The organism is Bradyrhizobium sp. (assembly GCF_035309285.1).
In the GTDB taxonomy this organism is placed as follows: domain Bacteria; phylum Pseudomonadota; class Alphaproteobacteria; order Rhizobiales; family Xanthobacteraceae; genus Bradyrhizobium.
Window position 1 is genome coordinate 22,443 of the sequence record NZ_DATGFH010000126.1, and the last position, 20,408, is coordinate 42,850.

A 20,408-nucleotide genomic window follows, 5' to 3' on the forward strand; every position below is an offset into this window, starting at 1 on the left:
CTCTTGAATGGTGGGCGCGCTCCGCTTTGCCACCCTACGATCTCATCCGGACAACGAACCGATTAGCCCTTTGGCGGCGCGAGCGGCTGGACGATCTCCTTGAATGCCGGCAGCGCTTCGCAGCGCGCCGCATGCGCGGCCAGCGCCGGATAGCGTGCGGCGCTGTAGAGGTGCGGATGAGCTTCGCTGGTGAAGCGGAGCACACAGGCGATCGCGATGTCGGAATGACCAATGCGATCGCCGAACAAGTATGGCGTCTGCACAGCGGCGCGCTCCTGCTCCAGCACGTCGAGCGCGCCCGAGACCTGCGCCTCGCAGCGCTCGACCCACAGCTTGAGCTGCTCCTTGCGCAGCACGCTTTCGTAGACGAGGCTCACCGACTTGTCGCCGAGCCCGGTCGCGAGCGCGCAGAGCCGCAAATCCCGCCGGCGCTCCCCTCCATGGGGCGCAATCATCGCTTTCGCTTCGCCGACCAGCTCGTCGAGATAATCAAGAATGATGAAGCTCTCGATCAGCGCTTCGCCACTGTCGAGCACCAAGGTCGGCACCCGCCGCAACGGATTATAGGGCGCGATCTTGTCGGCATCGCCGAAGGTCGACCACGGCTTGTGCTCGAAGGCGACACCATAGAGCCGCATCGCGATCGCGACGCGGCGCACGAAGGGGGAGTCGTACTGGCCGATCAGGAACATGGATGCTGCACTCCTCTCACCTCGTCATTGCCGGGCTTGACCCGGCAATCCATCGATCTTCAAAACGGATTCTTAAAACCGATTCTTAACGTGATGGATGCCCGGATCAAGTCCGGGCATGACGAGATGTGTTTGCACCTACACCTTCTCCTCGATCGCGCGCTTCACCGCCTCGATCGCCGCCTCGTTGCGGCGGTACATGGTCCACTGCTTGATGCGCTTGGCGCGCACCAATTTTGCCGCCGTCAGCACCCGCATGTGCTCGCTGACCGTGGGCTGACTGACCCCGAGCTTCTCGGCAATGAGCAGGCCGCAGACGCCGTCCTCGACCAGGTCGCCGTCGACCTGCTCGCGGAAATGCTTCCGCGGCTCGCGCAGCCATTCCAGGATCTGCAGCCGCCGCTCGTTGGCCAGCGCGCGCAGGGCGATCGCGATCTTCATTTAGCCATTTTGCTAATTACCTAATTGATGTCAAGGCCCGGATGCGCTATCCAGGGGACATCATGGCAGCGATCACGGAGATCACGCGCGAGCGCATTGCGGCGACCGAAGCCGTGATCCGCCCCTATGTCCGCCGCACGCCGCTGCTGCACGCCGACCTCGCCGATTTTGGGCTACCTTCAGCGCCCGCGACCTTCAAGCTCGAAATGCTGCAGCATTCCGGCTCGTTCAAGGCGCGCGGCGCGTTCGCCAATCTGCTCTTGCGCAAGGCGCCGGAAGCCGGCGTGGTTGCGGCCTCCGGCGGCAATCACGGCGTCGCCGTGGCCTATGCCGCGCAAAGGCTCGGCGTGCCCGCGACGATTTTTGTGCCCGACATCACCTCGCCCGCGAAGGCCGAGCGCATCAGGAATTACGGTGCGCGGCTGGTGATCGCGGGATCGCGCTACGCCGATGCGCTGGCGGCGAGCGAAGCTTATGTCGACAAGACGGGCGCGATGGCGGTGCATGCGTATGACCAGACGGAGACGCTGCTCGGCCAAGGCTCGGTCGGAATGGAGCTGGAGCAGGATGCGCCGGCCATCGATACGCTCCTGGTCGCAGTCGGCGGCGGTGGGCTGATCGGCGGTGTCGCGGCCTGGTGCTCGGGGCGGATGCGCGTCATCGCCGTCGAACCGGAGCTATCGCCGACGCTGCACGCTGCGCTTGCGGCCGGCGCTCCGGTCGATGCGCCCGCGGGCGGCATCGCGGCCGACTCGCTCGCGCCGCGCCAGGTCGGCCAATTGATGTTTCCGATCGCGCGCGCCTATGTCGAGAAAGTCCTGCTGGTCAGCGATGACGCCATCCGGCAGGCGCAGGCCGCGCTGTGGTCGAGCCTGCGCGTGGTCGCCGAGCCCGGCGGCGCGGCGGCATTTGCAGCGCTCCTCTCCGACCGATATCGCCCAGCGCAAGGCGAACGCGTCGCGGTGCTGGTTTGTGGAGCCAATACGACGGCGGTGAATTTCGACAGTTAAACGTGCCCGCCCCCTCACCTCGGCGTCAGCGTGATCGCCTCCGCGGTCGCGGCTTCCACGGCAGCGCGGGTGTAGAGCAGCGGCACGTATTGCCCGGTGGCCCAGAGCGGGGCCAGGTCGCGATAGTGTCCGCTGAAGGGATCGCCGGACTGGCCGGGCGTGTTGATGGTGCGGCTGTTATCCCAGGCGCCGACGTCGAGCACCATGCGGAACGAGGCGCCGGAGGTGATCCGATAATCGGTGCGGCGGTAAGTTGCGGCATGTGGCACGTTGCTCGCGCCTCCGAGCGCGAACGGGCCGACCGAGAGCTGCGAGGCGGTCGCCGGGTCTGCGAGCGGCATCAGCGCGTGATCGAATTTCGCCATATGCAGGCGGCCCCAGCGCCAGGCGGAGGAATCCGCACCGAGCTTCCCGGTCACCTCGGCGACCGCAGCCCCCAGGCTGTCGCGCAGGATGCGATCGCGCTCTGCTTTGGGGTCGGCGCCGAGCGCCGAATCCAGAGCCTCGAGATAGGCGACGATGACAGGCATGCTCGATATCTCGGGCGCGATGAGGCCGGCGGCCTTGGGGGCTGCGGTCTTCAAGAGCGTCGCGCCGAGATGATTGCGGATCCAGACCTCGAACACCGCGGCGGCTGCGCTCCCCTCGGTGTCGCGCGCGTCCCAGCTCTTCAGCAGCTCGAGCCCCTTCTTCACATTGGCATCGTCGGAAGAGAGCGGCTTCAGCAGCGCGACCAGCCGCCGCCCCAGCATCGAGGTGTCGTCGTTCTGCAGGTCCATCGCGTCCGCCAGCGAGAACTTGTCGTTGGCCTTGAGCACCTCGGCGATGCGCTGCCAGCGCGCGCTATCGGCCCATTCGAAACCGATCTTGCGGTCCTTGATCGGATAGCCGCTCGGGAGATCCATCTGGTTGGCGGTGGCAATCCAGCCCTGCTTGGGCCGATAGGCGCGCGGCAATTCATCGAACGAGAGAAAACCCTGCCATTCGTAGCGGCCGTCGCCGGGCACCGGCATCAGGCCGTCGTAATTCACGCGCCGCGGCGCCTTGCCGGCCGGTACCCACCCGATATTGCCCCTGGTATCGGCATAGACCTGGTTCTCCGACGGAGCGCCCCAACGCCGCATCGCGGCGAGGAAGCCGTTCCAGTCCTTCGCGGTCATGTAGTCGGAGGAGCCGAAATAGGCCGAGGTGCCCGGCTCGAACCAGATCGAGCGCACCGCAAAGGCACGCTTGTTCGCCTCGTCGACATAGATGACGGGACCGTGCCGGGTGAATTTCAGCTCGAGATCGCGCTCGCCCTCGCCCTTCACTACTTCCTTCTCGTGGACGATGCGCATGTCCTCCCAGCCGTTGCCGTAACGGTACTGGTTCGGGTTCGCCGGGTTGAGCTCGTAGACGTAGAGGTCCTCCTGATCGATGTCGAAGACGGTCAGGCCGAAGGCGATGGCTTCGTTGTGACCGATGGAGATGCCGGGCAGCGCCGGCTCGCCCGCGCCGATCACGCTGATCCCGGGCGCGTTGAGGCCGACAATGTAGCGCAGCGACGGCACCGAATGTGTGCGATGCGGATCGTTGGCCAGGATCGGCCGTCCCGTCACGGTCCGCGAGCCCGCGACGACCCAGTTGTTGGAGCCGACGGTGTCGCGCTCATCGTCGGCTTCGGCAAGATCAGTATCGGGATCGTCCGTGATCGCGGCGCGGTGGTCCTTCAGCGCCGCAAAGCTCACCGGACGCGTGGCGAGATGATAGGCCGCGAGCACGTCTTTCGGCACACTGCAGGGGTCGAGTCCATCAGGAATTTTGGTGGTCCAGGCCGGCTCCAGCTTGACGCGGAAGCGGTCGGCCTCGAGGCCGGCGGCACAGGCAACCAGCGACCGCTTGACCTCGGAGGCGAGGTTGCGCGTCAGCCCGTGGCTGCGGATACGCACGACGTCTTCCGCCGACCACAGGTCCGGCAGGTTGCCCGCGATCCTGAACTCGATCGGGAGCGGTCGCTTGCCGTCTCGCACGTCGGCGACATAGGCGTTGACGCCGGCGACGAAGGCTTCGGCATAGGATTTCGCCTTCGGTCCATAAGCCGCCCATTCCGCGTTCATGTCGCCGCGGTAGAGGAAGAGCCTCAGAGCCCGGTCCTGCTCCACATAGGCCGGGCCGAAATCCTTCGCGAGCAGGCCGAGCCCGCGCTTCCGCCAGAGGTCGATCTGCCAGAGCCGGTCGCGCGCGGCATTGAAGCCCTGCAGGAAGAACAGGTCGTGCTCGTTGCCGGCATAGATGTGCGGGATGCCCCAGACATCGACCAGGATCTCGCCGGGCGCCTTCAGGCCGGCGACGGAGGTGGTGGTCCGCCGCGCCGCAGGCATCCGGCTTTGCTTGGAGTTTTCCTTCTCGCGCGCTGCGGCGACTGAGGTGATCAGCGCGACGCACAGCGCAGCGCCGAACAGCGTGCGAACGACCCGGTTGAAATCCGTGTTCATCGTCTTGGCTCCTGTCGTGGTTATGAGCGGCGTGCGGCGACGCCTATTCCCCCGCATCGCTGGCGAGCACGCCCTTCACCGCGCGAGCCCATCCCTTCAATTTGCGCTCGCGCGTGGCTGCGCTCATGTTCGGCTTGAAGCGATGCTCCAGCCGCCAGTTGTCGGCGAACTTCGCGGGCTCGGGATAGACGCCGGCTTGCAGGCCCGCGAGATAGGCCGCGCCCAGCGCCGTGGTCTCCTGGATCATCGGGCGGTCGACCGGCGCATCGAGAAGATCGGCGAGGCGCTGCATGGTCCAGTCGGAGGCCGTCATGCCGCCGTCGACGCGGAGCACGATGTTGGCGGCTTTCGCATCCGGCCAGTCGGCGCGCATCGCGGCCCAGAGGTCGAAGGTCTGGTAGCAGACGCTTTCCAGCGCGGCATGCGCAAGCTCCGCGGGGCCGGTGTTGCGCGTGAGGCCAAACAGCGCACCGCGCACGTTCGGATTCCAGTAGGGCGCGCCCAGGCCAACGAACGCCGGCACGAGATAAACGCTCTGCATGGAGTCCGATTTGTCGGCGAGCGGGCCGGTCTCGGCGGCCTGCTTGATGATACCGAGCCCGTCGCGCAGCCATTGCACCGCGCTTCCTGCGACAAAGATCGAGCCTTCGAGCGCGTAGGTGCGCTTTCCCCCGAGCTGATAGGCGATGGTGGTGAGCAGCTTGTTCTTCGAGGCAACGGGTGTTGCGCCGGTGTTGAGCAGCGCGAAGCAGCCGGTGCCGTAGGTCGATTTGATCATGCCTGGCGTGAAGCAGGCTTGTCCAATCGTCGCAGCCTGCTGATCGCCGGCGATGCCGGAGATCACGATCGCACCACCGAAGATATCGGGCACGCATTCGCCGAACTTGGCGGAGGAATCCTTCACTTCAGGCAGCATCGAGCGCGGCACGCGCAGGATCTTCAGCAGCTCGTCGTCCCACTGGCCGGTGTGGATATTGAACAGCAGCGTGCGCGAGGCGTTGGTAGCATCCGTCACATGCGACCTTCCGCCGGTGAGCCGCCACATCAGATAGCAGTCGACGGTGCCGAACAGGAGTTCGCCTGCTTCCGCGCGCTTTCGCGCGCCGGGAACGTGATCGAGGATCCACGCGACTTTCGTTCCGGAGAAATAGGGATCGATGATCAGCCCGGTCTTTTGCGAGATCACCGGCTCGCAGCCTTCTTGCTTCAACTGCGCGCAGATGTCTGCAGTGCGGCGGTCCTGCCAGACGACGGCGCGGTGCACGGACTGGCCCGTGGCGCGGTCCCATACCACCGTGGTCTCGCGCTGGTTGGTGATACCGATCGCGGCGATATCCTTCGCCGTGAGGCCGGCCTTCTTCAGCGCCTCGCGGCAGACCGCAAGCGTCGAGGTCCAGATGTCCTCCGGCTCATGCTCGACCCAGCCGGAGGCCGGGAAATGCTGCGGGAATTCCTGCTGCGCCACCGCCGCGATGGAAATGTCCTCGCGAAACACAATGGCACGCGAGGAGGTGGTGCCCTGATCGATGGCCAGCACGAAAGACATTGGAATTTCCTTGGGGCGTTCTTGTTGTGGTGGTTGTGTCGCGGCCAAAGACAGCGGATTGGCGCTAGTTCGTCAATATCCATCGTCATGCCCGGGCTTGACCCGGGCATCCATCAACTCAAAAAGATTCTTTGTTTAGTGATGGATTGCCAGGTCAAGCCCGGCAATGACGAAACTGAACTACGCCGCAGCCGTCGTCACGCCGCCATCCACCACAATCGTCTGGCCGGTCATGAACGTCGAGGCATCGGAGGCGAGATAGGCCACCGCACCGGCAATCTCGTCTGGCTCGCCGATGCGGCGCAGCGGCGTGGTGGCGCAGCGGCGCTTCAGCCGTTCCTCGTCCTCCCACAGCGCGCGCGCGAAATCGGTCTTGACCAGACCCGGCGCCACGCAATTGACGCGGACGCCCTTCGGTCCCCACTCGCCAGCGAGGCTGCGGCACAGCGCAAAGTCGGCCGCTTTCGAGATGCCGTAGGCGCCGATCACGGTCGAGCCGCGCATGCCGCCGATGGAGGAGATGATCACGACCGAGCCCTTGGCCCTCGCGGCCATCTGCGGGATCGCGAGCGCGCAGAGCCAGATGTTGCTCTTGACGTTCGAGCCCATGATCTTGTCGAAGGCCTCGTCCTTGATGTCGAGCAGCGGACCGTAATACGGGTTCACGGCGGCGTTGCAGACCAGGATGTCGATCTTGCCGAAATGCTTCGTCGCGCCATCGATCAGCGCCTTGCATTCGTCATGCCGCGAAATGTTGCAGGGGATGACCATGGCCTCGCCGCCGGCCTTGTTGATGCCATCGGCGACGTCCTTGCAGGCGTCAGCCTTGCGTGAGGAGATCACGACCTTGGCGCCGAGCTTTGCCAGGAGCTCCGCCGAAGAACGGCCGATGCCGCGGCTCGAACCGGTGACGACGGCGACCTGGCCGGTGAGATCGAACGGGGTGTTTTTCATTGTTGGTTTCCTCCTGATTCCCTCGTCATTGCGAGGAGCGCAAGCGACGAAGCACTCCAGACCGCTTGCGTGACTCTGGATTGCTTCGCTGCGCTCGCAATGACGGTTAGCTACACCAATCCCCCGCCTTCAGACACGCGGCGGAGCTGGTAGTCGGTGTCGCCGAAGGTATTCTCGATCATGGTCAGCCGCTTGAAGTAGTGGCCGATCTTCGCCTCCTGGGTCATGCCGATGCCGCCGTGAAGCTGGATCGACTGTTGGCCGACGTATTTGCCCGATTTGCCGATCTGCACCTTCGCGGCCGCGATCGCCGTGGCGCGCTCCTTCGCATCCTCGAAATCCATCGCCATGGTCGCGAACATCGACATCGAGCGCGCCTGCTCCAGCGCAACGAACATGTCGGAGGCGCGGTGCTGCAGCGACTGGAAGCTGCCGATCGGCACGCCGAATTGCTTGCGCGTCTTGATGTATTCGACGGTGGTCTTCAGCGACTCGTCCATCAATCCGACCGCCTCCGCGCAGAGCGCGATGCGGGCATCATCCACCACGCGTTCGATCAGCGGCAGCGCATTTTCGGGATCGCCGATCGCAGCATCTGCACCGACCTCGACGCCGGTGAAGGAGATGTCGGCCGCATGCAGGCCGTCCTGCGTCGGATAGGACTTTTTCGTGACGCCCTTGGCGTTCGCGGGCACCAGGAACACGCCGATGCCAGTCTTGTCGCGGCGCTCGCCTTTGGTGCGCGCGGTGACAATGAGCGTATCCGCGTTCTCGCCATTGATGACGACGAACTTCTCGCCGTCGATGACCCAATCGTTGCCCTTCTTCTTCGCCGTCGTGGCGACGTCATGCAAATCGTAGCGCGAGCCTTTCTCGAGCTGCGCGAACGCAAGGGTCTTGCTGCCGTCGACGATGCCCGGGATATGCGTCGCCTTCTGCTCGGCGGAGCCGCCGTGGCGCAGGAAGCCGCCGCCGATCACGACGGTAGCCAAATACGGCTCGAGCACCAGCGCCTTTCCCAGCGCTTCCATCACGATCATGGTCTCGACGCCGCCGCCGCCGAAACCGCCGTCGGCTTCCGCAAACGGAAGGCCGAGCAAGCCCTGCTCGGCGAGCTTGCCCCAGATGGCTTTGCTCCAGCCGCCCTTCTCCTTCATGTATTTCTTGCGCTGCTCGAAATCGTACGCATCGGTGAGCAGGCCGTCGATGCTCTCTTTCAGAAGGCGCTGCTCCTCGGACAAATCGAAATCCATTTTCTCTCACTCTCCCCGGTTCTACTCTTCGTCATGCCCGGCCTTGCGCCGGGCATCCACGCATTCCTTCTCGTCAAGACGTGGATGACCGGGTCAAGCCCGGCCATGATGACGTATGTGGTCGCCCGCGCGCGGACTAAAGCCCCAGCACCGCCTTGGCGATGATGTTGCGCTGAATCTCGTTGGAGCCGCCGTAGATCGAGACCTTGCGATTGTTGAAGTAGCTCGGCGCGATCTGCGCGGTCCAGTCCATCGCCTCGTTGGAGCCGTCCTCGCCATGCACGTCATAGGGCGCGGCGAACGGGCCGATCACTTCCATCAGAAGCTCGGTGGTGGTCTGCTGGATCTCCGAGCCCTTGATCTTCAAGACGGAGGACGCCGGATTGGGCTTGCCCTTGCCGTGCTTGCCTTCATCCGCGACGACGCGAAGCTGCGTCAGCTCAAGCGCCTTCAGCTCGATCTCGCAGGCCGTGAGCTTCTCGCGGAAAGCCGGGTCTTGCAGCACGGGGCGGCCGCCCGACTCGACCTTGCCGGCGAGCTCCTTGATGCGGCGGATGCGCTCCTTGGAGACGCCGACGCGCGCGATCCCGGTGCGCTCATTGCCGAGCAGAAACTTCGCGTAGTCCCAGCCCTTGTTCTCCTCGCCGATCAGGTTCTCGTAAGGCACCTCGACGTCGTCGAAGAACACTTCGTTGACCTCGTGGCCGCCGTCGATGGTCTCGATCGGACGCACCGTGACGCCCTTCGACTTCATGCTGAAGACGATGAAGGAGATGCCGGTCTGCTTCTTCGCGGCGGGATCGGTGCGGCAGAGGCAGAAGATCATGTCGGCGTGCTGGGCAAGCGTGGTCCAGGTCTTCTGGCCGTTGATGATCCACTTGTCGCCCTTGCGCTCGGCCTTGGTTTTCAGCGAAGCGAGGTCGGAGCCGGAGCCGGGCTCGGAAAAGCCCTGGCACCACCAGTCGTCGACGTTCGCAATGCGCGGCAGATACTGCTTCTTCTGCTGCTCATTGCCGAAGGTGTAGATCACCGGGCCGACCATGCTGACGCCAAAGGCGAGCGGCGCCGGCGCGGGGTGCATCTGCAACTCCTCGTTGAAGATGTAGTGCTGCACCGAGGTCCAGCCCGTGCCGCCATATTCCTTCGGCCAGTGCGAGACGCCCCAGCCCTTCTTGTTGAGGATGCGCCACCAGGTGATCATCTCGTCTTTCGACAGATGACGGCCCTCCTGCAGCTTCCGCCTTGTGTCCGGCGGCACGTTGTCGCGGAAAAACGCCCGCACGTCCTCGCGGAACGCCATTTCTTCCTTGGTGAAAGCGAGATCCATCGGATCCTCCTTTTGAAGCGAATGAATTGTCCTACGCGATCTTCTTCCTGACCGTGGCCTGCTGCTGCCGCAATTCGTGGCGCGAGAGCTTTCCGACCGGCGTGCGCGGCAATTCCTTGACGAACTCGACCGCGGACGGCAGTTCGTGCTTGCCGAGCTTTCCGGTCAGGAACGCGCGCAGCTCGTCGACGCTGAAGGGCTTGGCGCCTTCGCGCAGCGTGATGAAGGCCTTTGCCGCTTCGCCGCGGTAGTCATCGGGAATGCCGATCACGATCACCTCATACACGGAGGGATGCGTGTAGATCGCCTGCTCGATCATCTGCGGATAGACGTTGAAGCCGCCGGAGATGATCATGTCCTTCTTGCGGTCGACGAGGAAGTAGTAGCCGTCGTCATCGCGATAGCCGATATCGCCGGTGAGGAAGCGGTCGCCGACAAAAGCCTGCGCGGTCTCCTCGAGCCGGTTCCAGTACCCCTTGGTGACGTTCGGCCCCCGGATGCGGATCTCGCCCACTTCGCCGTTCGCCAGCACCTTCGCGGGGTCGTCAAGCGACACCACATCCATCTCGATGCCCGGCAAGGCCACGCCGATCGAGCCCGGCTTGTCCGGCCCGCTTTCCGGATGCGCGGTGCCGGCGGGCGACGTTTCGGTCATGCCCCAGCCGCTCCGGAGCTTCATGCCGACCTTGCGCTCGAAGAACTTTGCCACCTCCACCGGCAACGGCGCGCCGCCGGAGCCGACGCTCACCAGCGAGGAGAAATCGCGCTTGTCGAGATCGGGAAGGGCTGCGATCGCGATCCACATCGTGGGCACGCCCGGGAACGCGGTCGCGCGCTTCACTTCGATGTCGCGCATGACCGCGTTGACGTCGAAGCGCTGGTGCAGCGAGATCAGGTTGCCGCGCCGGATCGAGGACAGCATCACCACCGTCAGCGCAAAGATGTGGAACAGCGGCAGCACGCAGATCACGCGCTCGATCACGCCGCCGCGCTTGGCGCGGGAAGGCTTGCCCCAGACGTCATAGATCGAGACTGCCGCGGTGAGGTTGCCGTGGGTCAGCATGGCGCCCTTCGGCAAGCCCGTGGTGCCGCCGGTGTATTGCAACAGTGCGACGTCATCGACGCCGATCGCGGGCCAATGCACCGGCTTCGTCGCGCCGTCGATGAACTGGCTGTAGGTGATGATCGCCGCATGATTCGGCAGCGCGGTCTGCGGCGTGCCGGCCTTGCCCCAGTGATCGTCCTCGCAAACGATCAGGCGATCGAGCAGACCCTTCTCCAGGAATTTGAGCGCAGTCGGCAGCAGCGCGGAGAGATTGCTGGTGACGAGCACCCGCGCGTTGGAATCGGAGAGCTTGTGCGACAGCGCGATCTCGCCGTCGAGCGGCGACAGATGCACGATGCGCGCGCCCGCTTTCAGCGCGCCGAAGAAATTGATCGGATGGTCCGGCGTGTTGCCGAGGAACAGCGCAACGGAGGTGTCCTTGCCGTAGCCCGCACGCAGGAAGGCGGAGGCTGCGACCTCGACGAGTTCTTCGAGCTCGTTATAGGAGATCGGGCGGTCGCGGAATTCGATCACGACGCGATCGCCATAATCCGCTGCCGCCTTCGACAGCAGGTCCGGCAGCGTGCCGCGGATGATCGGATCGCTCCAGTGCACGCCCTCGGGATAGAATTGTTCGCCGGGATGGGTCATGTTGGACTCAGCGAGCAAAACAAATGAGGTCGTCATTCCGGGGCGCGGCGAAGCCGCGAGCCCGGAATCCATAACCACCGGCGCGTGCGGCTTGCCGGATTCGCGGCAAAAAGAGCCAGGCGCGCCCTCGTCTTTGTTTGCGCGAATGGCCCAAGGGCCAAGCGCGCCCTGGGGTTATGGATTCCGGGCCTGGCCCTACGGGCCATCCCGGAATGACGAGGGTGAGAGCTTGACGCACCAATCACGCCGCTTTCGATTTCTCTGTTGCCAGCGACGCGAAGGTCTTGCCTTCGGCGGCGAGGCGCTTGAGCAGCGGCGCGGGTTCGAGCGAGGGATCGTTGGTCTCCCTGGCATAATAGGAGAGACGATCGGCGATGTGCTTCAGTCCCACCGTATCGGCCCAGTACATCGGGCCGCCGCGGTAGATCGGCCAGCCGTAGCCGTAGAGCCAGACCACGTCGATGTCGCTCGGACGCGCCGCGATGCCTTCATCAAGGATGCGGGCGCCCTCGTTGATCATCGGGTACATCATGCGCTCGAGGATCTCGTCGTCACTCACGACGCGGCGCTTGCGCCCGAGGCGTGTCAGCGTCTCGTCGATCAGCTTCTCGACGTCGGGATCGGGCAAGGGGCTGCGCGAGCCGCCTTCATATTTGTAATAGCCCTTGCCGGTCTTCTGGCCGAATCGGCCGGCTTCGCAGAGCGCATCGGCAATCTCCGACTTGATGCCGCGGTCCTTGCGCGAGCGCCAGCCGATATCGAGGCCGGCGAGATCGCTCATCGCAAACGGCCCCATCGGCATGCCGAATTTCGTCACCACGGCGTCGACCTGTTGCGGCAAGGCGCCTTCGAACAGCAGCTTCTCCGATTGCTTGCCACGCTGGGCCAGCATGCGGTTGCCGACAAAGCCGTCGCAGACGCCGACCACGGCCGGCACCTTGGCGATCTTGCGAGCGATCGTCACTGCGGTCACCAGCGCATCCGGCGCGGTCTTCGCGGCGCGCACGATCTCGCACAGCTTCATGACGTTGGCCGGCGAGAAGAAATGCATGCCCAATACGTCCTGCGGGCGCTTGGTCTCTTTCGCGATCTCGTCGATGTTGAGATACGACGTGTTGGAGGCAAGCACTGCGCCGGGTTTGGCATACTGGTCGAGCTTGCCGAACACCTCCTTCTTCACCGCCATGGTCTCGAACACGGCCTCGATCACGAGGTCCGCGTCCTTGACGTTCTCGAGGCCGACGACGCCGCTGATCAGCGCCATGCGCTTGGCCGGCGCATCGGCCGGGATGCCGCCGCGCGCGGCGGTCGCCTCGTAGTTTTTGCGCATCACGCCCATGCCACGCTTGAGCGGCTCCTCGCCGGTCTCGATCAGCGTGACCGGGACCCCGGCGTTGGCGAACGACATCGCAATACCGCCGCCCATAGTGCCGGCGCCGATGACGGCGACGCGCGCCACATTGCGCGGCCTGGTGCCATCAGGCACGCCCGCGATCTTGTTGGCCTCGCGCTCGGCAAAGAAGGCGTAGCGCTGCGCCTTCGACTGGTCACTGGAGACGAGCTTGAGGAAGCCCTCGCGCTCCTTCTTCAACCCCTCGTCGAACGGCAGGTCGATCGCGGCGCCGACGGCGTCAGCGGCGGCGAAAGGGGCTTCCAGCCCGCGTGCGCGCTTGGTCATGGCGGCGACCGCATTGGTGAAGATCGAACGGTCGGCCCTGGCGGCGGCGAGCTTGGAGTCGTCATCGCGCAGCTTGCGGAGCGGCCGCTTCTCGGCCAGCACTTTTCGCGCAAACGCTTCGCCACCGGCTGCCGGCCCCTCGACGATCTCCTCGATCAGGCCGTTCTTGAGCGCTTCGGAGGCCGAGATCGGATCGCCGCCGACGATCATCTTGACGGCGAGTTCGGGTCCCACCGCGCGCGGCAGGCGCTGCGTGCCGCCGGCGCCGGGCAAAAGCCCGAGCTTGACCTCGGGCAGGCCGAGCCGCGCCTCCTTCACGGCGACGCGGAAATGACAGGCGAGTGCGACCTCGAGGCCGCCGCCCAGCGCGGTGCCGTGGATCGCGGCCACGATCGGCTTCGGCGAGTTCTCCATCTCGGTCAGCACTTCATTGAGGCCGGGCGGCTTCGGCGGCTTGCCGAATTCGGTGATGTCGGCACCGGCGATGAAGGTGCGGCCGGCGCAGGTGAGCACGATCGCCTTGATTTCGGGATCGGCGATTGCGGCCTTCACGCATTCCAGAATGCCGCCGCGAACGGCGGCGCTCAGTGCATTGACGGGAGGACTGTCGACGGTGACGATGCCGATGACGTCGCGACGTTCGAGCTTGACCACTTCGTTCACGCTACGCTCCTTGGATGTTGTTCTTGGTTGCTTGCTGATTTGTGTTGAGCCGCCGCCTCGCTTGCGTTTACCGGCTACGTCTCCGACTAATTTCGCACAGCGAAACTAAATTCCACACCTTGACAGCGAGGGTTATTTTGAAGCACGTCCGTTGTCAACGAGGACCGCAGGACCTGCGACAGGGGCATGAAACGTTCAGGCAAGAAAGGCGCGACCGATCGCAGCTTTGTCGTCGCGCTTTCCCGCGGTCTCGATGTGCTGCGCGCCTTCCAGCCCAACGACGGACTGCTCGGCAACCAGGAGATCGCGGCCCGAACCAATCTGCCGAAACCGACGGTGTCGCGGCTGACTTATACGTTGACCAAGCTCGGTTATCTTACGCCGGTTCCTCGCTTTGAGAAGTATCAGCTTGCCCCTTCCGCCATGGCGCTCGGCTATGCGGCGCTGGCCAATCTCGGCGTTCGGCATTTGTCCGAGCCGTTCCGCGAGGAGGTGATGCGTGCAACCGGCGGCGCAGTGGCGGTCGGCGGGCGCGACCGTCACAGCATGATCTATTTCGGCCAGAGCCGTAACGGCTTGACGCTCGGCGTCCAGCTCGATGTCGGCTCGCGCATTCCGATTGCGACCACCGCGATGGGCCGGGCCTATATCTGGGCGCTGCCACCGGAGGAGCGCGCCGCCGTGATGCGCGACCTGCGCGAGCATTACGGCAGCCGCTGGCCCAAGATGCGCGACGGCATCGAGCGCGCCGGCGATCAGATTGCCAAGCGCGGCTTTGCGATGTCGACCGGCGACTGGCAGGCCGACGTCGCCGCGGCCGGCGTAGCACTAAAGTTAAATGACGGGACCGGCCCTTATGCGTTTAACTGTGGCGCGCCGGCATTCCGCTTCACGGAAGACCGGCTGGTCAGCGATATTGGACCTCGTCTCGTGGCGATGGTAAGGAACATCGAAGCGGCCCTCGGTGGAATGGCGCCGCAACCGACACAATCAAAAAAACAACAAGGCAGGAAATTGAAGTCAGGAGGGAAATTTGCACGTGTGGCCGAGGACATCAGATAGCCTGCCCAGGCGCGACCGGCGATGCCTATCGTTTGGTCAATCCGGCCCGATGATCGAGCTGGACGGGACGACATGACGCAGGCCCAGCTCGCGCAGGGACGAGATCCCCTGCTCGCGGTCCGCGACGTCAGCGTCGTGTTCGGCGGCATCGTTGCGTTGAATGGCGTGTCCTTCGACATGCATCAGGGCAAGATCCTTGGCCTGATCGGTCCGAACGGCGCCGGCAAGACCACTCTCTTCAATTGCCTCTCCAGGCTCTATCAGCCGAGCAAGGGCGATATCCTGATGGAAGGCGTGAGCATTCTGACGCGGCCGCCGCATCGGATTGCGGAGATCGGCATCGGCCGCACCTTCCAGAACGTCGCCCTCTTCCCCAACCTCTCGGTGCTGGACAACGTCCGTGTCGGCACCCACTCCCGCACCTCCAGCGACATCATCAGCGACTCGCTGAAGCTCGCCTGGGTCCGCCGCGGCGAGGCTGCCGTGAACAAGAAAGTTCATGACATCCTCGACTATCTCGACCTCGAAGGCGTGGCGCATACCACGGTGGCGGGCCTGCCCTTTGGCACCCAGAAGCGCGTCGAGCTCGCCCGCGCGCTTGCCGCCGACCCGAAGATCCTGCTGCTGGACGAGCCGGCCGGCGGCCTCAACCATGAGGAAGTCCACGTCCTCGGCGACCTGATCCGGAAGATCCGCAGCGACCGCAAGATCACCGTGCTCCTTGTCGAGCATCACATGGGGCTCGTGATGTCGATCGCCGACCACGTGGTGGCGCTCAATTTCGGCCGCAAGCTTGCGGAAGGCACGCCCGCCCAGGTGCAGGCCGACCCCGACGTCATCAAGGCCTATCTAGGGAGCAAGGATCAATGACGGCGATGCTCAACGTCAAGGATCTGCGCGCCTATTACGGCCAGGTGCAGGCCCTGCACGGGCTCAGCTTTTCCCTCAACGAGGGCTCGCTCACCACGCTGCTCGGTGCCAACGGCGCCGGCAAGACCACGACACTGCGCGCGATCTGCAACATGGTGCGCTCAACCGGCGCGATCGAGTTCGACGGCCAGCCGCTTTTGGGCCGCTCCACCGAGAACATCGTCCGCCTCGGCATCGCCCATGTGCCGCAGGGCCGCGGCACGTTCACCAGCTTGACGGTGGAAGAGAATTTGCAGCTCGGCGCGATCACCCGGCGCGACGGCGCCGCGATCGTCTCCGATATCGAGCGCATGTACGAGCACTTCCCGGTGCTGAAGCAGCGCCATACCCAGCAGGCCGGCACACTGTCGGGCGGCGAGCAACAGATGCTCGCGGTGGCACGGGCGCTGATGCTGCGGCCGCGCCTGATGCTGCTCGACGAGCCGTCCTTCGGGCTCGCGCCGCTCGTCGTGCGCGACCTCTTCAAGATTCTCGGCAAGATCAATCGCGAGGACAAGGTCACCATCCTGGTGGTCGAGCAGAACGCGCAACTTGCGCTCGAGCTCGCCGACCAGGCCTATTTGATCGAAACCGGCCGCATCGTGATGGCCGGCGCCGCCAAGGACATCGCGAACAACGAAGACGTTCGCAAATCTTATCTCGGATACTAGGGAGCCCGAGGACGATGGAGCTTTTCATCAATCAAATCGTCTCCGGTATCTCGACCGGCGCGATCTACGCCTGCATTGGACTCGCGATCGTCATGATCTACCAGGCGATCGATCATCTCAATTTCGCGCAAGGCGAAATGGCGACGTTCTCGACCTTCATCTCCTGGCAGTTGATGCAATGGGGAATGCCATATTGGTGGGCTTTCGTGATCACGATCGCCTTCTCCTTTGTCGGCGGCATTGCGCTGGAGCGGGTGCTGTTCAGGCCGCTGGCAAAGGCGCCCATCCTGACCAATGTTGCCGGTTTCATTGCGCTGTTCTCGATCATCAACTCGTGCTCCGGCCTGATCTGGGATTTCACCATCAAGCAATTTCCGACGCCGTTCGGCGACGCGCCCTTCCTCGGCAGCCAGCTCATCTCGACCCATCAGGCCGGCATGATTGGCGTCACCGTGCTGATGCTGATCGGGCTTTACCTCTTCTTCACGTACACCCGCATCGGCCTTGCGATGCGCGCGGCGGCGGCATTGCCTGAATCCGCGCGGCTCGTCGGCATCAACACATCCTGGATGATCGCGCTCGGCTGGGGCATGGCGGCCGGGATTGGCTCGATCGCCGGTATCCTGATCGCCCCGGTCGTGTTCCTCGAGCCCAACATGATGCTCGGCGTGCTGGTCTACGGGTTTGCCGCAGCCGTCCTTGGCGGGTTGACCAGCCCCCTTGGCGCCGTGGTTGGCGGCTTTCTCGTCGGCATCGTCGAAAATCTCTGCGGCACCTACATCCCCGGCGCGGGCAACGAGCTGAAATTGCCGATCGCGCTGGCACTGATCGTCTGCGTCCTTATCGTCAAGCCCGCCGGACTTCTCGGCCGGCCCATCATCAAGCGAGTCTGATCATGAGCGCTGCTGAGGAAGTCGTCACGGAAGGTCAGGCGGTAGAGGCCGTTCCGAAACGGGCCATGACACTGGGTACCGGCACCTCGCTCGCGGTGCTCGTGCTCCTGCTCGCGGTGCCGCTGTTCGCCAAGAACTTCGTCGTCTTCCAGATGACGATGCTCTTGATCTACGGTGTTGCCGTGCTGGCGCTCAACATCCTGACCGGCGGCTCGGGCCAGTTCTCGCTAGGCCAGAGCGCGTTCTATGCCATCGGCGCCTACTGCGCGGCGATCCTGATCGAGCAATATAACGTCAACTATGCACTCACCATCCCGATCGCAGGCGTCCTCTGCTTCGCGGTCGGCTTCCTGTTCGGCCAGCCGGCGCTGCGGCTGTCCGGCATTTACCTGGCGCTGGCGACCTTCGCGCTGGCGGTCGCCATGCCGCAACTGCTCAAGCTCAATTTCCTCGAACCCTGGACCGGCGGCGTTCAGGGCCAGGTCGTCGACAAGCCCGACGCGCCGTTCGGACTTCCGATCGGGCAGGACACCTGGCTCTATTACTTCACGCTGGTGATCACGGTCGCAATCTACATCTTGTCGGTCAATCTGCTGCGGTCCCGCTCCGGGCGGGCCATGATGTCGATCCGCGACAATGAGATCGCGGCGTCCGCCATGGGGGTCAACGTCGCCCTGTACAAGACGCTGGCCTTCGGCGTTTCCGCCGGTATCACCGGCGTCGCCGGCGCCCTCGGCGCAATCGCGGTGCAGTTCGTGGCGCCCGACAGCTACACCTATGCACTCGCGATCCAGCTATTCCTCGGCATGGTCGTCGGCGGCGTCGGCTGGCTGCCCGGTTCCTTTATTGGCGCGGCCTTCATCATCTTCGTCCCGAACATCGCCGAAAGCGTCTCCAAGGGCTTGTCCGGCGCCGTGTTCGGCGTGCTGCTCTTCCTTGTCATCTTCCTCGTGCCGCACGGCGCGAGGCAGATCGCGATCGCCAGCCAGCAGTTGGCGGCCCGGTTCAAGAGATAGGCCTGAAGGACAAGAGCAACAACGAGGAGAAACTATGCGTTTGAAAGCTCTTGGCGCCGCCGCGATCGCGGCGGCGGCCTTGGTGTGCGCATCCCAGGCCGTCCTCGCCCAGAAGAAATACGACACCGGCGCCAGCGATACCGAGATCAAGATCGGCAATATCATGCCCTATAGCGGCCCCGCCTCGGCCTATGGCGTGATCGGCAAGACCGAACAGGCCTACTTCAACAAGATCAACGCCGAAGGCGGCTTCAACGGCCGCAAGATCAACTTCATTTCCTATGATGACGGCTACTCGCCGCCAAAGGCCGTGGAGCAAGCCCGCAAGCTCGTCGAGGACGACGGGGTGCTCTTGATCTTCAATTCTCTCGGCACCCCCTCGAACTCAGCGATCCGGAAATACATGAACGCGAAGAAGGTGCCGCAGCTCTTTGTCGCAACCGGCGCCTCCAAGTGGAACGATCCGAAGAACTTTCCCTGGACCATGGGCTGGCAACCCTCCTACCAGAGCGAGGCCCGCATCTACGCCAAGTACATCCTGAAGGTGAAGCCGGACGCCCGGATCGGCGTGCTCTATCAGAACGACGATTTCGGCAAGGATTATCTGAAGGGCCTGAACGACGGACTTGGCGCCAAGGCCTCGATGATCGTGGCGAAAGAAAGCTACGAGACCTCCGAGCCCTCGATCGACGAACACGTCGTCAAGCTGAAGGCGGCCGGCGCCGACGTTTTCATCTCGATCACCACGCCCAAATTCGCAGCGCAAGCGATCAAGAAGATTGCCGAGATCGACTGGCACCCGCTGCAGATCCTCTCCAACGTCTCGGCTTCCGTCGGCGGCGTGACCAAGCCGGCGGGCTATGAGAATTCGCAAGGGATCCTCTCGGCCGCCTATCTCAAGGATGGCGCCGATCCGCAGTGGGACGATGATCCCGGCATGAAGAAATTCCTGGCATTCCTGGCGAAGTATTATCCGGAGGGCAACCGGCTCGACGCCTCGACCGCGTACGGCTACGCCGCAGCGCAGACCATGGCGAAGGTGCTCAAGATGTGCGGCGACGATCTCACCCGCGAAAACATCATGAAGCAGGCGGCGAGCCTCCACGACTTCGTGCCCGACACGCTCTTGCCGGGCATCAAGATCAACACCTCCCCGGCCGACTTCGCGCCGATCGAGCAATTGCAGATGATGCGATTTAAGGGTGAAAAATGGGAGCTGTTCGGCGACATCATCTCGGGTGAGCCGGGCGAATAACCATTCTGGTTAACGGCGCACCGGCCCCAACTTCGACTAAATGACGCCCTCCACGCTGACCCGTGCGGAGGGCTTTTCCTTGCCGCCCTCCGAAAGCGGGTATTGAATGGGAACAGGAGCCGCGAAGAGTTCCCTCTCCAAGAAAATCGACACATCATCCAGGTCCAGGGAGATCAACATGCCTGCCATTCACGCGCGATTGGGGCTGTATACCGCTGCCATCGCGATCCTTGCAGTGACAAGCGTCAGCGCTGCTGACCAAAAGAAATACGACACCGGCGCCACCGACACCGAAATCAAGATCGGCAACATCATGCCGTATAGTGGCCCGGCCTCCTCCTACAGCGTGATCGGCAAGACGGAAGCCGCCTATTTCAACAAGATCAATGCCGAGGGCGGAATCAACGGCCGCAAGATCAACTTCATCTCCTACGACGACGGCTACTCGCCGCCGAAGACGGTCGAGCAGGCGCGCAAGCTGGTGGAAAGCGATAACGTGCTGCTGATCTTCAATTCGCTCGGCACGCCGCCGAACTCGGCGATCCAGAAATACATGAACGGCAAGAAGGTGCCGCAGCTGTTCGTCGCGACCGGCGCCACCAAATGGAACGAGCCCAAGGAGTTCCCGTGGACCATGGGTTGGCAGCCGAGCTATCAGAGCGAGGCGCGGATCTACGCTAAATATTTGCTGAAGGCGAAGCCGGACGCCAAAATTGGCGTGCTCTATCAAAATGACGATTTCGGCAAGGATTATCTGAAGGGCCTCAAGGACGGGTTCGGTCCCAAGGCCTCGATGATCATCGCCGAGGAAGGCTATGAGACCAGCGAGCCGACGATCGATAATCACATCGTCAAGCTCAAGGCCACC

At 63.8% G+C, this 20,408-nt stretch carries 17 protein-coding genes; 8 read left to right on the top strand and 9 right to left on the bottom strand.

The features are described from left to right. Positions 1–62: 62 nt before the first annotated feature. Together VKR55_RS23655 and VKR55_RS23660 are read right to left on the bottom strand one after the other, a co-directional pair. A complete protein-coding gene (locus VKR55_RS23655) occupies positions 63–692 on the bottom strand; it encodes a glutathione S-transferase family protein (protein WP_324407118.1) in 630 nt (209 codons plus the stop codon). Positions 693–830: 138 nt separating this feature from the next. Further along, positions 831–1,133, bottom strand: coding sequence for an ArsR/SmtB family transcription factor (locus tag VKR55_RS23660; RefSeq protein ID WP_324407120.1), 303 nt, complete (start codon positions 1,131–1,133; stop codon positions 831–833). A gap of 62 nt (positions 1,134–1,195) precedes the next feature. On the opposite strand from VKR55_RS23660, the gene VKR55_RS23665 reads away from it, so the two are divergent. Then, on the top strand, positions 1,196–2,143 hold the full coding sequence (locus VKR55_RS23665; protein WP_324407121.1) for a threonine/serine dehydratase: 948 nt from the start codon (positions 1,196–1,198) through the stop codon (positions 2,141–2,143). Positions 2,144–2,157: 14 nt separating this feature from the next. Here VKR55_RS23665 and VKR55_RS23670 read toward each other — a convergent pair whose 3' ends face one another. The 7 genes from VKR55_RS23670 to VKR55_RS23700 form a co-directional block, all read right to left on the bottom strand. Beyond that, on the bottom strand, positions 2,158–4,617 hold the full coding sequence (locus tag VKR55_RS23670) for a penicillin acylase family protein (RefSeq protein WP_324407122.1): 2,460 nt from the start codon (positions 4,615–4,617) through the stop codon (positions 2,158–2,160). Between the two features lie 43 nt (positions 4,618–4,660). Further along, positions 4,661–6,163, bottom strand: coding sequence for a glycerol kinase GlpK (gene glpK / locus VKR55_RS23675; protein ID WP_324407123.1), 1,503 nt, complete (start codon positions 6,161–6,163; stop codon positions 4,661–4,663). A gap of 180 nt (positions 6,164–6,343) precedes the next feature. Further along, entirely contained in the window at positions 6,344–7,117 is a 774-nt protein-coding gene (locus VKR55_RS23680) for an SDR family NAD(P)-dependent oxidoreductase (protein WP_324407124.1), read from the bottom strand. A gap of 110 nt (positions 7,118–7,227) precedes the next feature. Beyond that, positions 7,228–8,370 carry a pimeloyl-CoA dehydrogenase small subunit gene (gene pimD / locus VKR55_RS23685; protein ID WP_324407126.1) on the bottom strand — a complete coding sequence of 381 codons (1,143 nt, stop codon included), beginning with the start codon at positions 8,368–8,370 and terminating at the stop codon, positions 7,228–7,230. A 136-nt stretch (positions 8,371–8,506) separates the two neighbouring features. Beyond that, positions 8,507–9,697 carry a pimeloyl-CoA dehydrogenase large subunit gene (gene pimC, locus VKR55_RS23690; protein ID WP_324407128.1) on the bottom strand — a complete coding sequence of 397 codons (1,191 nt, stop codon included), beginning with the start codon at positions 9,695–9,697 and terminating at the stop codon, positions 8,507–8,509. 31 nt (positions 9,698–9,728) lie between these two features. After that, positions 9,729–11,393 carry a dicarboxylate--CoA ligase PimA gene (pimA, locus tag VKR55_RS23695; protein WP_324407129.1) on the bottom strand — a complete coding sequence of 555 codons (1,665 nt, stop codon included), beginning with the start codon at positions 11,391–11,393 and terminating at the stop codon, positions 9,729–9,731. A gap of 241 nt (positions 11,394–11,634) precedes the next feature. Continuing rightward, positions 11,635–13,734, bottom strand: coding sequence for a 3-hydroxyacyl-CoA dehydrogenase NAD-binding domain-containing protein (locus VKR55_RS23700; protein WP_324407131.1), 2,100 nt, complete (start codon positions 13,732–13,734; stop codon positions 11,635–11,637). Between the two features lie 186 nt (positions 13,735–13,920). On the opposite strand from VKR55_RS23700, the gene VKR55_RS23705 reads away from it, so the two are divergent. From VKR55_RS23705 to VKR55_RS23735, 7 genes are all read left to right on the top strand, one after another. Next, entirely contained in the window at positions 13,921–14,796 is an 876-nt protein-coding gene (locus tag VKR55_RS23705; protein ID WP_324407133.1) for an IclR family transcriptional regulator, read from the top strand. Between the two features lie 72 nt (positions 14,797–14,868). After that, positions 14,869–15,666: an ABC transporter ATP-binding protein gene (locus VKR55_RS23710; RefSeq protein ID WP_324407135.1), complete on the top strand. Its 798-nt coding sequence runs from the start codon at positions 14,869–14,871 to the stop codon at positions 15,664–15,666. Then, a complete protein-coding gene (locus tag VKR55_RS23715; RefSeq protein ID WP_324407137.1) occupies positions 15,663–16,376 on the top strand; it encodes an ABC transporter ATP-binding protein in 714 nt (237 codons plus the stop codon). The genes VKR55_RS23710 and VKR55_RS23715 overlap by 4 nt, the downstream gene beginning before the upstream one ends. Positions 16,377–16,390: 14 nt before the next feature. After that, on the top strand, positions 16,391–17,269 hold the full coding sequence (locus VKR55_RS23720) for a branched-chain amino acid ABC transporter permease (protein ID WP_324407139.1): 879 nt from the start codon (positions 16,391–16,393) through the stop codon (positions 17,267–17,269). Between the two features lie 2 nt (positions 17,270–17,271). After that, a complete protein-coding gene (locus VKR55_RS23725) occupies positions 17,272–18,285 on the top strand; it encodes a branched-chain amino acid ABC transporter permease (protein WP_324407141.1) in 1,014 nt (337 codons plus the stop codon). 34 nt (positions 18,286–18,319) lie between these two features. After that, positions 18,320–19,540: an ABC transporter substrate-binding protein gene (locus VKR55_RS23730; RefSeq protein ID WP_324407143.1), complete on the top strand. Its 1,221-nt coding sequence runs from the start codon at positions 18,320–18,322 to the stop codon at positions 19,538–19,540. 178 nt (positions 19,541–19,718) lie between these two features. Next, on the top strand, positions 19,719–20,408 hold a 690-nt coding region (locus tag VKR55_RS23735), incomplete at its 3' end, for an ABC transporter substrate-binding protein (RefSeq protein ID WP_324407144.1).

Bases quoted from the DNA above. Each gene is read 5' to 3' on its own strand.
- VKR55_RS23655 (WP_324407118.1), bottom strand. From the start codon at position 692: ATGTTCCTGATCGGCCAGTACGACTCCCCCTTCGTGCGCCGCGTCGCG.
- VKR55_RS23660 (WP_324407120.1), bottom strand. From the start codon at position 1,133: ATGAAGATCGCGATCGCCCTGCGCGCGCTGGCCAACGAGCGGCGGCTG.
- VKR55_RS23665 (WP_324407121.1), top strand. From the start codon at position 1,196: ATGGCAGCGATCACGGAGATCACGCGCGAGCGCATTGCGGCGACCGAA.
- VKR55_RS23670 (WP_324407122.1), bottom strand. From the start codon at position 4,617: ATGAACACGGATTTCAACCGGGTCGTTCGCACGCTGTTCGGCGCTGCG.
- glpK (WP_324407123.1), bottom strand. From the start codon at position 6,163: ATGTCTTTCGTGCTGGCCATCGATCAGGGCACCACCTCCTCGCGTGCC.
- VKR55_RS23680 (WP_324407124.1), bottom strand. From the start codon at position 7,117: ATGAAAAACACCCCGTTCGATCTCACCGGCCAGGTCGCCGTCGTCACC.
- pimD (WP_324407126.1), bottom strand. From the start codon at position 8,370: ATGGATTTCGATTTGTCCGAGGAGCAGCGCCTTCTGAAAGAGAGCATC.
- pimC (WP_324407128.1), bottom strand. From the start codon at position 9,697: ATGGATCTCGCTTTCACCAAGGAAGAAATGGCGTTCCGCGAGGACGTG.
- pimA (WP_324407129.1), bottom strand. From the start codon at position 11,393: ATGACCCATCCCGGCGAACAATTCTATCCCGAGGGCGTGCACTGGAGC.
- VKR55_RS23705 (WP_324407133.1), top strand. From the start codon at position 13,921: ATGAAACGTTCAGGCAAGAAAGGCGCGACCGATCGCAGCTTTGTCGTC.
- VKR55_RS23710 (WP_324407135.1), top strand. From the start codon at position 14,869: ATGACGCAGGCCCAGCTCGCGCAGGGACGAGATCCCCTGCTCGCGGTC.
- VKR55_RS23715 (WP_324407137.1), top strand. From the start codon at position 15,663: ATGACGGCGATGCTCAACGTCAAGGATCTGCGCGCCTATTACGGCCAG.
- VKR55_RS23720 (WP_324407139.1), top strand. From the start codon at position 16,391: ATGGAGCTTTTCATCAATCAAATCGTCTCCGGTATCTCGACCGGCGCG.
- VKR55_RS23725 (WP_324407141.1), top strand. From the start codon at position 17,272: ATGAGCGCTGCTGAGGAAGTCGTCACGGAAGGTCAGGCGGTAGAGGCC.
- VKR55_RS23730 (WP_324407143.1), top strand. From the start codon at position 18,320: ATGCGTTTGAAAGCTCTTGGCGCCGCCGCGATCGCGGCGGCGGCCTTG.